This window comes from Bradyrhizobium sp. USDA 4486, assembly GCF_054057995.1.
The window spans coordinates 1,719,972-1,733,905 of record NZ_JBSRZV010000001.1 but is presented as its reverse complement, the minus strand read 5'-3'; the positions used below and the strand labels follow the sequence as shown (position 1 = coordinate 1,733,905).

Here is a 13,934-nt window from a genome sequence, read left to right as displayed (position 1 = left end):
ACGACGTAATTGCCATTGTCAATCTCAGAGTTACTGACTTCGGCGCCCGGCGTTTATCGGCGCCATCTGACCAAACTTTTTCCGAACAGAAGCGGAGGGGCCGATGCGCGCGCTCGCCTTGAAAACCGTCTCTCTTCTCGCCCTCGCTACCCTCTGCGCGATCTCCGCCTCGCCTGCCGCACGCGCGGAAGACGCGACCGACGAGCAGTTCGGCAAGGTTCACTTCCAGACGTCCTGCAACGAGGTGGCGCAGCGCCGCTTTGACCGCGGGATGCGCTATCAGCACTCGTTCTGGTACCGGCCCGCGAAAGAGATTTTCGAGGAGACGTTGCAGGCCGATCCGGAATGCGCGATCGCCTATTGGGGCATTGCGCTGAGCCTGCTGTACAATCCGCATTTTCCCGCGCCGAAGGAAAACCTCGCCGAGGGTCTCGCCGCGCTGCAGAAGGCCAAGGCCCTCGGCGCCAAGAGCCAACGTGAACGCGACTATGTCGATGCGCTGCTGGCCTTCTATTCGGGCGACGAGAAGACGACGTTTGGCCAACGCACGCAGGCCTATCTCAAGGCGACCGAAGCCGTCGCCGCGCGCTATCCCGATGATGACGAGGCGCAGATCGCCTACGCCATCACGCTGAATGTCACGGCGTCACCCAACGACAAGACCTATGCCAACCAGCTCAAGGGCGCGGCCATCCTCGAGCCGATCTTCAAGCGGCAGCCGCGGCACCCCGGCGTTGCGCATTACCTGATCCACCTCTACGACTATCCCGCAATCGCAGAGCAAGGTCTCGACGCTGCCAAGCGCTATTCCGAGATCGCGCCGGCGGCGCCGCACGCTTTACATATGCCCTCGCACATTTTCACGCGCGTCGGCTATTGGAACGAATCCATCGAGGCCAATAGCCGTTCAGCCAAGGCAGCCAAGGAGGGCAAGGATCCCAGCGAGCAGCTGCACGCCGAGGACTATATGGTCTACGCCCTGCTCCAGCTTGCGCAGGACGGCCGGGCCCGCGACGTCATCGCGGACATGGCTGCGACCACGGGCTATGCCCCGGCTGTCCGTGCCGGTCCCTACGCGATCGCGGCCAGTCAGGCGCGCTATATGGTCGAGCGCGGCGATTGGCAGGGCGCCGCCGCGCTGAAGGTCGAGCCGAGCCGGTTTGCCTATGTCGACGCAATCACCTATTTCGCCCGCGCGCTTGGCGCGGCGCGCTCCGGCAATGCGGACGCGGCGACGGCGGACATCGCCAAGCTGACGGAGCTGCGGGACAAGCTGCAGCAGGACAAGGACGCCTATTGGGCCGAGATCGTCGACATTCAGCGGCAGGTCGCCACAGCCTGGCAGCTCAACGCCCAGGGAAAACAGGCGGACGCGTTGGAAGCGATGCGCCTTGCCGCCGACGCCGAAGACAAGACCGAAAAATCCATCGTGACGCCGGGACCGCTCGCCCCGGCCCGCGAGCTCTACGGAACCATGCTGCTCGAACGCGACATGGCGACGGAGGCGTTGGCGGCGTTCGAAAGCACCATGCGCAAGGAGCCGAACCGCTTTGGCGCGACGATCGGCGCCGCGCACGCCGCCGAGAAAGCGGGTGATGCCGTGAAGGCACGCCAGTACTATGCGAAAGTCGTCGACATGGCGCGAAATGGCGACTCCTCGCGGGAGGAGCTCGCGGCCGCACGAAAGTTCATGGCTCAGAACTAACAACTCATGGCTCACAAGTAGCAAGAGCGCCACGGCAGCTTTCATGCGCCTGACAAGCAAATCCGTTGCGATCAGCGCAGCCATCGCCCTGCTCTGCGCCGCCGCCGCGGTCTGGATCTCGCGATCCGGCGAACCGGCGCGCACAACTGTGGCATCTGGCGAGGTCCGCCCGGTGTGGACGGAAATCGACTGGCCTTTCGCCGCAGATCCCTGGGGCAAAGGAAAGGCCTTCCGCTGCAAGGCCGACAATTGCGGCGCAGAGGTCGAGCTCTACGTTCGCGCCAAGCTCGGCTTTTGTAATTGCGCCACCGGCATCGCCGACGATCGCGATCTCGAGCAGATGGGCGACCTGGTGCTGATCGGCAAGGCAACGCCGAGCGGTGCCGGCCGAGAGATCATCGTCGGTCCCATGCGCGGCCGCAGCCGGGCCTATCGCCTCGAGGGCAATCGCAACACCGCGCTTTCGCTCGCCTTCAATCAGCGCTGCGACATGGTGGCCGCGACGGCTCTGGTTGGACCGGGCGCGCCCGCGTCGCTGGAGCCGGCAGTGCTGGCGTTCCTCAATAGCGAGCGCATGCTGAAATGGGCCGAGGTCGCGCTGGGGTTATAATCCACTCCGCCTACGCCGCCTTCAGCACTGGCGCCGGCGGCTGCGACGGCCTGACCAGCGCGAAGGCGACCTGGATGATGCCGCCGGCAAGGCCGAGTGCCACGCCGATGCGCCAGGCCATGGTGTAGGACCCGAGCGCGTCATAGAGCAGCCCTCCCCCGTAAGCGCCGAGGAAGCTGCCGATCTGGTGGCTCATGAAGGCAAGGCCCTGGATCATTGCCTGCCAGCGCAAGCCGAACATCTCGGCGACCGCGCCCGCGACCAGCGGGCCGACACCCATCCAGAGGAAGCCCATGATTGCGCCGAACAGCAGCGTCGAGAACGACGTGGCCGGCAGCATGAAGTACCAGGCGAGCGCGAGCGAGCGCAGGATGTAGATGCCGCCAAGCAGCGCCAGCTTGTTCCAGCGCTGGCCGGCCCAGCCGAAGAACAGCGAGCCCAAGACGTTGAAGCCGCCGATCATGCCGAGCGTCTGCGCGCTCAGCATCGGATCGAGGCCGCAGATCGCGAGATAGGACGGCAGATGCGTGGTGAGGAAGACGAGCTGCATGCCGCAGACGAGATAGGCGCAGGTCATCACCACGAAGGATGCGTTGCCGAACGCCGTTCTCGTCACCGACGCAGCCGTGGCATCGCCGATGTCGTCGGCGGCCGCCTTCGGCAGCGGGATGGCGTCGACGCGGCCGGCATACCACGCCGCCGGGATCATCAGCGCCGACATGATCACGAAGCCGGCAAGCCCGATGCGCCAGCCAAAGCCCTCGTTCAGCATCTGCCCGATCGGGGCCGACAACAGCGCGCCGAGCGAGCCCGCGCCGGAGACGATGCCGAGCACGGTGGAGCGCACCGTTTCGGGCACCGCACGCGCCGCCACCGACATCGCGATCGCCGCAGCGGTGCAGGCCAGCGAGGTGCCGATCAGCACCCCGGCGCCGATCATGATGCTGACGAGGCCGTTCGCGGTCGCCATCAGCGCAAGGCCGACGATGTACATCAGCGCACCCACGATCATGATGGGCCGGAAGCCGTAGCGCACCGTCATCGCGCCCGCGAGCGGCTGGAGGAAGCCCCAGGCGAGGTTCTGCACGGCGAGCGCCAGCGTGAAATCCGAGATCGAAATGTGGATGTCTTGCGTCAGCGGCTGCATGAAGATGCCCAGGCTCTGCCGCAGCCCCATGCTCAGCGTCAGCATGATCGAGGCGCCGATCAGGATGGGCAATGTCGGACGCAAAACCTGCAACAGGGGCATTTTTGTTCTCCCGTTTGGGCGCGGCGCGACAGCCGCCGTCTGCGATATCAGTTGATTTTGGTTACACAGACCTGTGTACTTAGGCTATAGATAGACGAAGCTGTCAAGCGAACAGGATGCACGCTACCGCATGGCTCCCCCGCCCGCCCCACAGACCATGAAAGAGCGGATCCTTCAGACCGCCGACAAGCTGTTCTATCTGCAAGGCATTCGCGCCATCGGCGTCGACACGATCGCGGCCGAGGTGGGCATCAGCAAGCGCACGCTCTACAACCACTTTCCGTCCAAGGACGCGCTGATCGCGGCGTATCTGGAGCGCCGCTTTGTCGCTCAGCGCCCCTCCGACAAGCCGCCGGCCGAGCAGATCCTGGCGACCTTCGATTCGCTGGAGCGGCGGTTTGCGGCCAAGGATTTTCGCGGCTGCCCGTTCGTGAATGCGGTGGCGGAGCTTGGGCCTGCAGATCGCGCGGTGAAGAAGATCGCGATTGCCTTCAAGGAAAGCCGCCGCGTGTGGTTTCGTGATCGGCTGAACGAGCTCGGTGTTGCGGATGCGGATGCGCTGGCAACCCAGCTCGTGCTCCTCGTCGATGGCTCCATCGCGCAGGACCTCGTCCGCGACGATCCCGCAATGGCCCGCGCCGCGAAGGAAGCGGCGAAGGTGCTATTGCGGAATGCGGGGGTTGATGTGGGTGGAGATGCAAAGCCGGTGAAGGACAAGCACTCGCCGCGGTGATCACTGCCACCGCGTTACTCGGTGTCAGGCAGCCTCACGCCGCCTGCGACACCACGCGATTGCGGCCGTCGTGCTTGGCGCGATAGAGCGCGGTGTCGGCGCGCTTGAGGACGTCGGCGACCGCCTCGCCCTTCTGCTCCAGCGTGGTGAGGCCGATCGAGATCGTGACCTCGATGCGCTTGGTCCCCTTCTGGACGGCGAAGGGCTCGCCTGCGATCGAGCGGCGCAGGCGCTCGGCGACCATGCCGGCGACGTGCAGATCGGTCTCGGGCATCACGATGACGAACTCCTCGCCGCCATAGCGGCATGCGAGATCAATGCCGCGGATCGATTTGCGCACGCGCACCGCGAATTCGCGCAAGACGTCGTCGCCGGCGTCGTGGCCGTAATTGTCGTTGATGGATTTGAAGTAGTCGATGTCCAGGATCATCAGCGCGAGCGGCTTGCCGCGGATCGAGGCCTGCTCGGCGAGGGTCGCCAGATGACTCTCCATGTAACGGCGATTGTGCAGGCCGGTGAGCGCGTCGGTGATCGCCATCTCGATCGAGTTCTGCACGTTGTCGCGCAAATGATCGGTGTAGCGCCGGCGGCGGATCTGGGTGCGCGCGCGGGCCAGGAGCTCGGTCTTGTCGATCGGGCGCAGCAGATAGTCGTTGACGCCGATCTCGAGGCCGCGGAGCAGCCGCATCGAGTTCTCGGCGTCGGCGATCGCCAGGATCGGCACGTGGCGCGTGCGCTCCAGCGAGCGCGCCTGGCTGCAGAGCCGCAGGCCATCGAAATTGTTGAGGTCGAGCGAGACGATCAGAAGGTCGTAATTGCCCTCGGCAGCGTGGAACAGCGCCTCCGTCGGGTTCGGCTCGACGTCGATGGTGTGCTCGGCGGCGAGGGTCGTCGCCAGCCGCTCATAGGAGGACTGGCGGTCGTCGACCAGGAGGATGCGGCCACCCTTGCCGGTGTCGGCGACGGCGCTGCGCTCGGGCGCCTGCATGCCGATCTCGAGCGAGGTGATGGCGCGCATGCGCAGCTCATCGGTCATCATCTTCAGCCGCGTCAGCGAGCGCACACGCGCGATCAGCACGACGTCGGAGACGGGCTTTGTGAGAAAATCGTCGGCGCCGGCCTCCAGGCCGCGGTTGCGGTCGGCGGGGCTGTCGAGCGCGGTAACCATCACGACGGGGATGTGGTGCGTCGCCGGATCGGTCTTGAGGCGGCGACAGACCTCGAAGCCGTCCATATCAGGCATCATGACGTCGAGCAGGATGATGTCGCATTCGGCTCTCCGGCAGATCGCCAGCGCCTCGGCGCCGTTCGAGGCGGTCATCACGTCGAAATATTCAGCCGATAGGCGGGCCTCCAGCAGCTTGACGTTGGCAGGAACGTCATCGACAACCAGGATACGCGCGGACACTGTGAACTCACTTCCTATCCGATAAAACGCCGGACCGTCTCAATGAATTTGCCGACCGAGATCGGCTTGGACAAATAGGCTTCGCAGCCGCCCTCGCGGATGCGCTCTTCGTCGCCCTTCATCGCGAACGCCGTGACCGCGACGACGGGAATGGCACGCAGCTCCGGATCGTCCTTGATCCAGCGCGTCACCTCGAGGCCGGAGACCTGCGGCAATTGGATATCCATCAGCACGAGGTCGGGCCGCATCTTGCGCACGAGGTCGAGCGCCTCGTAGCCGTTGCTGGTGCCGGAGGTCTGGTAGCCGTGCGCCTCCAACAGGTCGCGGAAGAGCTTCATGTTGAGCTCGTTGTCTTCCACGATCAGGACGGTCTTGGCCATCCCGCCCTCCTGCTTGGTCCGAAAGACCGATACATGTGACGCCTCAGGCGCCTCTTTCCGGCGCTTCGAAAACTGGATTCAAACTAGCCTCAGATTCGCTCTAGTTTCGTTAAACCCGAGGGCCCACTTTCTGCGATGTGGTTTCCAGTTGCTTGTCGCCGGGCCTGCAAGACTCGGGGCCGAGACTCGGGCATGATCTCAAAGTAGACACCGAAAGTTAACGGAAAGGCAAACTGGGCCATTGAAAAAGCCTGTTCACAACCCCCGAGAAGTCGCTGAAATCGTTGCGATTCAGGCGCTGTCCTTCGTTGCGAGCGAGCCCGAGCGGCTGGGCCTGTTCCTGGCCGAGACGGGGGTCGGTCCGGAGACCCTGCGCAACGCCGCCTCGGACCCCAATTTCCTCCTCAGCGTGCTCGATTTCGTGCTGCGCGATGACGGCACCGTGAAGGCCTTCGCCAAGGCCGCGGAACTGCACCCGACCAACGTCGCCGCGGCGCGGCAGGTCCTTGGCGATGCGCTCGGTGACCCCAATTGGGAGCGCGACGTGCCGTGAGCACTCCCGATACGGCGGGGCCCCGCTGCTTCTGCCGGGATTGTCTGGCCGATCTGGATATGGGCGTGCGGCGCTGTTCCGCCTGCGGATCCCCCCGCCTCGTCCGCCACCGCGCGCTGTCGAGCCTGACCATCGCCCACATCGACTGCGATGCTTTTTATGCAACGGTCGAGAAACGGGACAACCCTGATATCGCCGACAAGCCCGTCATCATCGGCGGGGGCAAGCGTGGCGTGGTGTCGGCCGCCTGCTACATCGCGCGCACCTATGGCGTGCGCTCGGCCATGCCGATGTTCAAGGCGCTCGAGGCTTGCCCGCACGCGACCGTGATCCGGCCCGACATGGCGAAGTATGTCCGCGTCGGGCGCGAGGTGCGGCGGGCGATGCAGGCGCTGACGCCGCTGGTCGAGCCGCTCTCGATCGACGAGGCCTTCCTCGATCTTTCCGGCACCGAGCGTGTCCACGGCATGATCCCGGCAAAGGTGCTGGCGCGCTTTGCCCGCAACGTCGAGCGCGATGTCGGCATCACCGTCTCGGTCGGGCTGTCCTGCAACAAGTTCCTCGCCAAGATCGCCTCCGACCTCGACAAGCCGCGCGGCTTTGCCACGCTGGACCAGGAGGAAGCCCGCACGATGCTGGCGGAAAAGCCGGTCGGCTTCATCTTCGGGGTTGGACCGGCGACGCAAGAGCGCCTCGTGCAGCGCGGTTTCCGCATCATCGCCGATCTGCAGAAGGCCGACGAGATCGAGCTGATGCGGCAATTTCCGAGCGACGGCCGCAGGCTGTGGCGGCTCGCCCGCGGCATCGACGACCGCCGCGTCGAGCCGGATCGCGGCGCCAAAACGATCTCCAGCGAGACCACCTTCGAGACCGATATCCGCGATTTCGCGACGCTGGAAAAAATCCTGTGGCGGCTGTGCGAGAAGACCTCGTCGCGGCTGAAGAGCAGCGAGCTCGCCGGCTCGACCGTCACGCTGAAACTGAAGACCGCCGATTTCCGCCAGCGCACCCGCTCGCAGTCGATTGCAGCCCCGACGCAGCTTGCCGCAAAGATCTTCTCGATCTGCCGCGAGATGCTGGCAAAGGAGATCGACGGCACCGCCTTTCGCCTGATGGGCGCCGGTGTCAGCGCGCTGCGCGAGGGCTCGCCCGCCGACGACACCGACATGCTCGACCGCCGCGCCGCCCACGCTGAACGCGCCGTGGACAGTCTGCGCAAGAAGTTCGGAAGCGCCGCCGTGATCCGCGGCATCGCGTATGACGGGCCGGAGAAGGCGCAGGAGTGACCGTGTCCTGCTCAAGTCAGTCGCATTCGTAGATCCGTGCACCCGGATAGGCACGCCTGGCATATCGAACGACCAACTGCCGATCCTGAGTTTCCAGGAACGGAGTTCGGATCTGACAAGCCCCGACGATGAGGTGCCACAAGCCGTTGAGCTTTCGAATGACAACGTTCATTAAGCCGCCTCGCAGTGACCCGCGTGGACTCAAATTGTAGGCATCTTCCGCTGTCGCTCAATTGTACTGGCGTAAGCTCGGCCTATTAGAAAGATTAGAGGAGATATACAAAGGTATGCTGGTCGCGGTCTCAACAGCAACTCGGGGGCTATAGGTCTTGCATGGTGACAGGCGAACGCAATCTCGACGCGCTGCTGAGTAACATGAAGCCGGAGATCCTGGACGACATCTTCGTGTTTTGCACGCTTGCGCCGCGCGCGAGCATTCCAGCCGCCATCAGCCCGATGCTGACGTTCCGCGAACGCGAAGGAACTACGCTGGTGATCCTGCGCGAGGAGGCTGAACGTGCCGGACTAAGCTACGCATTCCCCTCGCGCCTGATCACCCTGACGCTTCACTCCGCGCTCGATGCGGTGGGCTTTCTGGCGGCGATCACGGCACGTCTGGCCGAAGCCGGTATCAGCGTGAACGCCGTGTCGGCCTTCCACCACGATCATCTTTTCGTGCCCGCCGACCGGGCCGATGAAGCGATGGCTCTCTTGCATGCACGTTTACGCCGAAACGGGGGTGATTGCGCTTGATCTAGAGCATGCTCTAGCCTGTAGAGAGATGGCTGGCCTCGGTTCAAGGAGACAGCCCATGACAGTGACCGACAACAAGGCGCTCATTCAGGACATCATGGATGCGCGCGCACGTCGCGACCCCAACCCGTTCATCGCCGCAATGGCAGATGACTTCGTCTGGCGGATCACCGGCTCGACGGCCTGGTCCGGCGAGTATGTCGGCAAGGCCGACGTGCTGGAGCGCCTGATGAAGCCGCTCCACCGACAATTCACCGCTCCCACCAGACTCACGGTATCCCGCATCATTGCAGAAGGCGATTACGTCGTTGCCGAGTGTCGGGGCAATGCGACGACGCTTGCCGGCGACCTCTACGCAAATACTTACTGCTTCGTCATTCGCATGGCGGACGGAAAACTGCGCGAGCTGACCGAGTACATGGACACCGCATTGGTCGAGAGGGTTCTAAGGCCGCCCGGCAGCCAATGAGGCCGACGCAGCCTTGAGGCGTCCATGCGGCGACACGGCGGGTCTTTCCCCTCCGACGATCCACTCCTCATAGAATTCGATCTTGGCTTCAATGAGCGCCAAAGCCTGCGTCCAACGTCGAATGTTGTCCTGCACACGCTGCTGATGGGCTGCGAGCAGCGCGTGACGCTCGGTCAGCGTTGCTTGGCCGCGTTTCGCAAGCGCTGCATATTCGCGCATCTGCCTGACCGACATGCCGGTGCCGCGCAGCCGCTCCATCAGATCCAACCAGCCAACGTGAAAATCGCTGTAGATGCGCCGTCCGCCGCGCCCCCTGATAACGCGGGGGATCAAACCCTGAGCTTCATACCAACGCATGGTGTGGATACTGCGGCCCGTTAGGCTGGCGACCTCTCCGATGCGAAGCTCCCGCGACATGGTCTTCCCTCCCGTTCGAAACCGCCTGGCGAGCGTAGCGCTGTTTGCCCGCAGAAAGGATATCGCGCGGCGTGGATTGCCTCGCCCGTCTCGATCGGCCGTTCGAATGGCTACGATGGCACAGTACCACTGTTTTGCCCGACGCGTCAAAGAAAATTCTAAAAAAACGAAATAGCCTACCGTTCCGCAATTGCGTTTCTACTGTGCATGGGGTTGTTTTCACGTTTTGCGAAAACGCGGGCGGACGCGGCCCAGCAAGGACGGCGCGTCGCCCGCGGCAAGTGAAGCCCAGTCAATCCGCGACCGCGATCGCCTCGATCTCGATCAGCCATTCCGGCGCAGCCAGCGCGGAGACGCCGACGAGCGTCGAGGCCGGCGGCTCCATGCCTTCGAAGAATACCGATCGCGCCTTGCCGATGATCGGGCGCAGCTCCGGCTTGTAGCCGACGACGAAGGTCGTGATCTTGACGATGTTGGCGTAGCTCGCGCCTGCGGCCTTCAGCGCGAGGCCGAGATTCTGCATCACCTGCGTCGTCTGCGCGGCGATATCGCCCTCGCCGACGATCCGCCCTTCCTCGTCCACCGAGACCTGCCCGGAGATGTAGATGGTGCGCGCGCCCGAGGCGGTGACGACGTGGGAATAGGCCGGATTGTGATGCAGGCCGCTGGGGCGGAGATGGTCGAGCGTGGGCATGGGCTGGCTCCCCGAGTTTGTGGTTGGGAGGGAGCGTAACCGGAGATGGCGTTGGGTGCTAGCCTTGCCCTTCAATTACAGGGCTTGCTGTCCTTGACGTCGAACTTGCCCATGGCACCGGAAATGACGAAATCGTTGTAATCGAGCACGAGCTGGCGGGAGACGCCGTTCTCGTAGAGCTCGAACGCCATCGCGTAGACCGGCGTCTGCTCGCCCTCCTTCTGCTCCACGTCGCGATCGAAATAGCTGACGGTGACGGGCCAGCGCCTCAGCGATTTCATGTGCTCGTCGGAGGTCGACGGATCGGATGAGGTGGTGCGGTCGGCGGGGATCGGCTGGCCGATCACGGTCAGCGTGTTGTAGACCTTCTGGCCGTCGTCGGAGCCGTCATAGACGGAGAGCTCGAGCAGCGACTTGCCGTCCTTGGCCGCCGCAATGATGCGCTGGATCTGCTCGGTCGGGAACACGATCTTGCCGTCGAGGGTGAAGGTCTTGGGTGCCGGCAGCTTCAGCTTGACGTTGATGTGGTCGCCGTCGCGCTCCGCCGAGCCGTCGACACGACCGGCATCGGCCTCGTTCATCCGCGTCTCGATGTTGAAGCGGTAGCTTTTTCCCGCGGCATCTTCCCAGGAATTGGAGCGGAGGTCGCTGAGCGTGACCTTACCCTCGCCGCTGTCGAGCTCGGAGACCTGGCGGAATTCCGAGGTGTAGCCCTCGCAGGCGCTTCCGGTGAAGTTGTAGAGAATGCGGCCGCGCGCGCTGTTGACCGAATTGGAGCGCGATTTCACCAGGCTCAGATCGTACAGCGCCTGGTGGGCGAGGAACGGGCCGTTGGCGGCCTGCGCCGTGCAGCCCGGGCCGAAACTGGCCGCCGCGAGCGCCATCACACCGAGCGAAGTCCGGAAAAGGTGCACCATGTCTGTTCCTTGGGGACGCGTCCTTGGCGAAAGCGCAGATTCGACATTTTAATGACTGTTCCATTGCGTCGCAACTGAGGCCGTTTCACGTAAAGTTGCGGCCCTTGCGTTGAACCGCCTGCCCTGCCTCAACAAATTGCGGTGACTCCGGGTTGCTTGCATGTGGCGGTACGATGGGCGAAACAGACACGCCGGGCCAACAGATTGCGCCCGGCTTACGAATTCCTGGCAACGAGGTCGAACATGGCGGGCACGGTCGAGCAGAAACTGGCGGAACAGGGCATCAAGCTGCACGAGGCCCCTACCCCCGTCGCCAACTACGTGCCGTTCGTGCGCACCGGCAATCTGCTGTTCGTCTCCGGCCAGGTCTGCTTCGATCCCGCCGGCAAGCTGATCGCCAAGGGCAAGCTCGGCGCCGGCGTCTCGATCGAGGACGGCGCCGCGGCGGCGCGCGGCTGCGCGGTCAACCTGCTGGCCCAGGTCAAGGCGGCGCTCGGCGATCTCGACAAGGTCGTGCGCGTGGTGCGCCTCGGCGGCTTCATCAACTCGGCGCCCGACTTTCTGGACGGGCCGAAAGTGCTGAACGGCGCCTCCGACCTGATGGTCGCCGCCTTCGGTGACAAGGGCCGCCACGCCCGCACCACCGTGGGCGTCGCCTCGCTGCCCGCGGATGCGGCGGTCGAGGTCGAAGGCGTGTTCGAGGTCGCCTGACGCGCATGCGCGCTCCGGATTGGCTGACAGCCCGGCCGGTCGCCCATCGCGGCCTGCACGACATCTCGCGCGGCATCGTCGAGAACATGCCGGGCGCGGTGCAGGCTGCGATCGCGGGCAATTTCTCAATCGAGGTCGACATCCAGCTCTCCGCCGATGGCGAGGCGATGGTCCACCACGACCACGCGCTCGGCCGTCTCACCGAGGCGACCGGCGAGGTGGTCTCGAAGGCCGCAGCGGAGCTGAGGGCGATCAAGTTCAAGGACACCAACGAGCGGATGATGTCGCTCTCCGACCTCTGCGCCATGGTCGCCGGCCGCGTGCCGCTGGTGATCGAGGTGAAGAGCCGTTTTGGCGGCGACCGCAGGCTAGTGAGGCGCATGGCCGAGGTGCTGGCGTCCTATGACGGCCCCGCCGTCGGCATGTCCTTCGATCCCGACCAGGTGCTGGCACTCCGCGAGCTGTTGCCGAGCCGCCCGCGCGGCATCGTCGCGCAGCGGACCTATGAGGACGAATACTGGGGCTATCTGACGCAGGAGCAGCGCGACAGCATGCTGTACCTGCGTCACGGTTTTCAGACCCAGCCGCATTTCGTCGCCTTCAAGGTCGACCACCTCCCGGCCCCCGCCCCCTGGATCGCCCGCAACGTCTTCGGCTGCCCCCTGCTCGGCTGGACCGTCCGCACACCGGAGCAGCGCACGCGGGTCGGGCAATATGCCGACCAGATGATCTTTGAGGGATTCGTGCCGTAGGCATGATGTTCCCACCCTTGAAGTCGCTGCTGCAATGCACGATCTTGGGCTCAATGGCATCATCCGAAATTACGCTCGAGGCCGTCCCGTCCATTGGCGAAGTCTCGCCGGAGGATTGGGACGCCTGCGCCAATCCCGGTGGCAAGTGCAACGGGCTTGGCGCGGGAACCTCATCGGCTCTTCCAGGCGATTCCCTCGGCCTCTCAAGACCGGCCTACAACCCGTTCGTCTCACACGCGTTTTTATCCGCCGTCGAGAAATCGGGTTCGGCAACGATCCGCACCGGCTGGGCACCGCGCCACCTCGTGGCCAAGCTCGACGGCCGCGTCGCAGGCGTCGTGCCCTGCTATCTAAAATCGCACAGCCAAGGCGAATATGTCTTCGACCGCGGCTGGGCGGACGCCTATGAGCGCGCCGGCGGACGCTACTATCCGAAGCTCCAGGTCTCGGTTCCCTTCACGCCGGCCACGGGTCCGCGGCTACTGGTGCGCGACGGCGTCGACCGCGAGCACATCACCGAAGCGCTGGCGAGCGGGTTGGTCGCGCTGTGCGGTGTCAGCAAGGCTTCCTCGGTCCACGTCACCTTCGCTCGCGAAGCCGAGTGGAAGCTGCTGGCCCAGCACGGCTTCCTTCAGCGCACCGACCAGCAGTTCCATTGGCACAACCAGGGTTTCGCCAGCTTCGAGGACTTCCTGGCGACGCTGAATTCGCGCCACCGCAAGTCGATCAAGCGCGAGCGGCGCGACGCGCTAGCAGCGGGCGTCACCATCCACTGGCTCACCGGAAAAGACATCACCGAGGATGCCTGGGACGCGTTCTTCGAATTCTACATGGAGACCGGCTCGCGCAAATGGGGCCGGCCGTATCTCACGCGCGAATTCTTCTCGCTGATCGGCGAAACCATGGCAGAGGACGTGCTGCTGGTGATGGCTCGCCGCAACGGCCGTTGGATCGCGGGCGCGATCAACTTCATTGGCTCGGACACGCTGTTCGGCCGCAACTGGGGCGCGGTCGAGCATCATCCCTTCCTGCATTTCGAGGTCTGCTACTATCAAGCGATCGATTTTGCCATCAAGCGCGGCCTCACCCATGTCGAGGCGGGCGCTCAGGGAGAGCACAAGATCGCGCGCGGCTACCTGCCGCGGACCACGCATTCAGCCCATTTCATCGCCGATCCCGGCCTGCGCCGCGCCATCGACGATTACCTCGAGCGCGAGCGGGCCTATGTGGCCGAGGCCGGACGGGAGCTTGCCGAGCTCGGCCCGTTCCGCAAGGGCATTGGCGAGGCGCCTTGACG

Annotated in this window: 16 protein-coding genes; 10 read left to right on the top strand and 6 right to left on the bottom strand. The window is 64.5% G+C overall.

Annotation, left to right across the window (positions count from 1 at the left end):
- Positions 1-103: 103 nt before the first annotated feature.
- The gene (locus tag ACVWY3_RS08530) at positions 104-1,705 is read left to right on the top strand and encodes a hypothetical protein (protein ID WP_456838052.1); all 1,602 of its coding nucleotides are present in this window, start codon (positions 104-106) and stop codon (positions 1,703-1,705) included.
- A gap of 43 nt (positions 1,706-1,748) precedes the next feature.
- On the top strand, positions 1,749-2,315 hold the full coding sequence (locus tag ACVWY3_RS08525) for a hypothetical protein (protein ID WP_456838051.1): 567 nt from the start codon (positions 1,749-1,751) through the stop codon (positions 2,313-2,315).
- 10 nt (positions 2,316-2,325) lie between these two features.
- Here the strand turns inward: ACVWY3_RS08525 and ACVWY3_RS08520 are convergent, their stop codons facing one another.
- Positions 2,326-3,564 (bottom strand): MFS transporter, encoded by a 1,239-nt coding sequence (locus ACVWY3_RS08520; RefSeq protein WP_456838050.1) that lies wholly within the window; start codon positions 3,562-3,564, stop codon positions 2,326-2,328.
- Between the two features lie 130 nt (positions 3,565-3,694).
- On the opposite strand from ACVWY3_RS08520, the gene ACVWY3_RS08515 reads away from it, so the two are divergent.
- The gene (locus ACVWY3_RS08515) at positions 3,695-4,297 is read left to right on the top strand and encodes a TetR/AcrR family transcriptional regulator (RefSeq protein ID WP_456838049.1); all 603 of its coding nucleotides are present in this window, start codon (positions 3,695-3,697) and stop codon (positions 4,295-4,297) included.
- A 34-nt stretch (positions 4,298-4,331) separates the two neighbouring features.
- Here ACVWY3_RS08515 and ACVWY3_RS08510 read toward each other — a convergent pair whose 3' ends face one another.
- Both ACVWY3_RS08510 and ACVWY3_RS08505 read right to left on the bottom strand, forming a co-directional pair.
- Complete coding sequence (locus ACVWY3_RS08510; RefSeq protein ID WP_456838048.1) at positions 4,332-5,705, bottom strand: PleD family two-component system response regulator; 1,374 nt, start codon at positions 5,703-5,705, stop codon at positions 4,332-4,334.
- Between the two features lie 14 nt (positions 5,706-5,719).
- Entirely contained in the window at positions 5,720-6,085 is a 366-nt protein-coding gene (locus ACVWY3_RS08505; protein ID WP_008566616.1) for a response regulator, read from the bottom strand.
- A 241-nt stretch (positions 6,086-6,326) separates the two neighbouring features.
- Between ACVWY3_RS08505 and ACVWY3_RS08500 the strand changes: the two genes are divergently transcribed.
- The 4 genes from ACVWY3_RS08500 to ACVWY3_RS08485 all read left to right on the top strand — a co-directional run bounded on the left by ACVWY3_RS08500 (position 6,327) and on the right by ACVWY3_RS08485 (position 9,146).
- Positions 6,327-6,638, top strand: coding sequence for a DUF3572 domain-containing protein (locus tag ACVWY3_RS08500; protein ID WP_456838047.1), 312 nt, complete (start codon positions 6,327-6,329; stop codon positions 6,636-6,638).
- Positions 6,635-7,924, top strand: coding sequence for a DNA polymerase IV (locus ACVWY3_RS08495; RefSeq protein ID WP_456838046.1), 1,290 nt, complete (start codon positions 6,635-6,637; stop codon positions 7,922-7,924). The genes ACVWY3_RS08500 and ACVWY3_RS08495 overlap by 4 nt, the downstream gene beginning before the upstream one ends.
- 336 nt (positions 7,925-8,260) lie before the next feature.
- The gene (locus ACVWY3_RS08490; protein ID WP_456843318.1) at positions 8,261-8,677 is read left to right on the top strand and encodes an ACT domain-containing protein; all 417 of its coding nucleotides are present in this window, start codon (positions 8,261-8,263) and stop codon (positions 8,675-8,677) included.
- A gap of 64 nt (positions 8,678-8,741) precedes the next feature.
- On the top strand, positions 8,742-9,146 hold the full coding sequence (locus ACVWY3_RS08485) for a nuclear transport factor 2 family protein (protein WP_456838045.1): 405 nt from the start codon (positions 8,742-8,744) through the stop codon (positions 9,144-9,146).
- Here the strand turns inward: ACVWY3_RS08485 and ACVWY3_RS08480 are convergent.
- The 3 genes from ACVWY3_RS08480 to ACVWY3_RS08470 form a co-directional block, all read right to left on the bottom strand.
- The gene (locus ACVWY3_RS08480) at positions 9,123-9,563 is read right to left on the bottom strand and encodes a MerR family transcriptional regulator (protein WP_456838044.1); all 441 of its coding nucleotides are present in this window, start codon (positions 9,561-9,563) and stop codon (positions 9,123-9,125) included. The genes ACVWY3_RS08485 and ACVWY3_RS08480 overlap by 24 nt on opposite strands.
- 292 nt (positions 9,564-9,855) lie before the next feature.
- Positions 9,856-10,257, bottom strand: a complete 402-nt coding sequence (locus tag ACVWY3_RS08475) for a RidA family protein (protein WP_456838043.1) — start codon at positions 10,255-10,257, stop codon at positions 9,856-9,858.
- A 71-nt stretch (positions 10,258-10,328) separates the two neighbouring features.
- The gene (locus tag ACVWY3_RS08470; RefSeq protein WP_456838042.1) at positions 10,329-11,174 is read right to left on the bottom strand and encodes a cell envelope integrity EipB family protein; all 846 of its coding nucleotides are present in this window, start codon (positions 11,172-11,174) and stop codon (positions 10,329-10,331) included.
- Between the two features lie 243 nt (positions 11,175-11,417).
- On the opposite strand from ACVWY3_RS08470, the gene ACVWY3_RS08465 reads away from it, so the two are divergent.
- From ACVWY3_RS08465 to ACVWY3_RS08455, 3 genes are read left to right on the top strand one after another with little or no spacing between them, the layout of a single operon-like run.
- Positions 11,418-11,885, top strand: a complete 468-nt coding sequence (locus tag ACVWY3_RS08465) for a RidA family protein (protein WP_014494672.1) — start codon at positions 11,418-11,420, stop codon at positions 11,883-11,885.
- A 5-nt stretch (positions 11,886-11,890) separates the two neighbouring features.
- Positions 11,891-12,637, top strand: coding sequence for a glycerophosphodiester phosphodiesterase (locus ACVWY3_RS08460; RefSeq protein ID WP_456838041.1), 747 nt, complete (start codon positions 11,891-11,893; stop codon positions 12,635-12,637).
- A 53-nt stretch (positions 12,638-12,690) separates the two neighbouring features.
- Positions 12,691-13,932: a GNAT family N-acetyltransferase gene (locus tag ACVWY3_RS08455; protein WP_456838040.1), complete on the top strand. Its 1,242-nt coding sequence runs from the start codon at positions 12,691-12,693 to the stop codon at positions 13,930-13,932.
- Positions 13,933-13,934 lie beyond the last annotated feature (2 nt).

Excerpts from the sequence above, each read along its gene's own strand:
- ACVWY3_RS08480 (WP_456838044.1), bottom strand. The coding sequence starts at position 9,563 with ATGTCGCGGGAGCTTCGCATCGGAGAGGTCGCCAGCCTAACGGGCCGC.
- ACVWY3_RS08505 (WP_008566616.1), bottom strand. The coding sequence starts at position 6,085 with ATGGCCAAGACCGTCCTGATCGTGGAAGACAACGAGCTCAACATGAAG.
- ACVWY3_RS08475 (WP_456838043.1), bottom strand. The coding sequence starts at position 10,257 with ATGCCCACGCTCGACCATCTCCGCCCCAGCGGCCTGCATCACAATCCG.
- ACVWY3_RS08470 (WP_456838042.1), bottom strand. The coding sequence starts at position 11,174 with ATGGTGCACCTTTTCCGGACTTCGCTCGGTGTGATGGCGCTCGCGGCG.
- ACVWY3_RS08455 (WP_456838040.1), top strand. The coding sequence starts at position 12,691 with ATGGCATCATCCGAAATTACGCTCGAGGCCGTCCCGTCCATTGGCGAA.
- ACVWY3_RS08520 (WP_456838050.1), bottom strand. The coding sequence starts at position 3,564 with ATGCCCCTGTTGCAGGTTTTGCGTCCGACATTGCCCATCCTGATCGGC.
- ACVWY3_RS08530 (WP_456838052.1), top strand. The coding sequence starts at position 104 with ATGCGCGCGCTCGCCTTGAAAACCGTCTCTCTTCTCGCCCTCGCTACC.
- ACVWY3_RS08465 (WP_014494672.1), top strand. The coding sequence starts at position 11,418 with ATGGCGGGCACGGTCGAGCAGAAACTGGCGGAACAGGGCATCAAGCTG.
- ACVWY3_RS08525 (WP_456838051.1), top strand. The coding sequence starts at position 1,749 with ATGCGCCTGACAAGCAAATCCGTTGCGATCAGCGCAGCCATCGCCCTG.
- ACVWY3_RS08460 (WP_456838041.1), top strand. The coding sequence starts at position 11,891 with ATGCGCGCTCCGGATTGGCTGACAGCCCGGCCGGTCGCCCATCGCGGC.
- ACVWY3_RS08515 (WP_456838049.1), top strand. The coding sequence starts at position 3,695 with ATGGCTCCCCCGCCCGCCCCACAGACCATGAAAGAGCGGATCCTTCAG.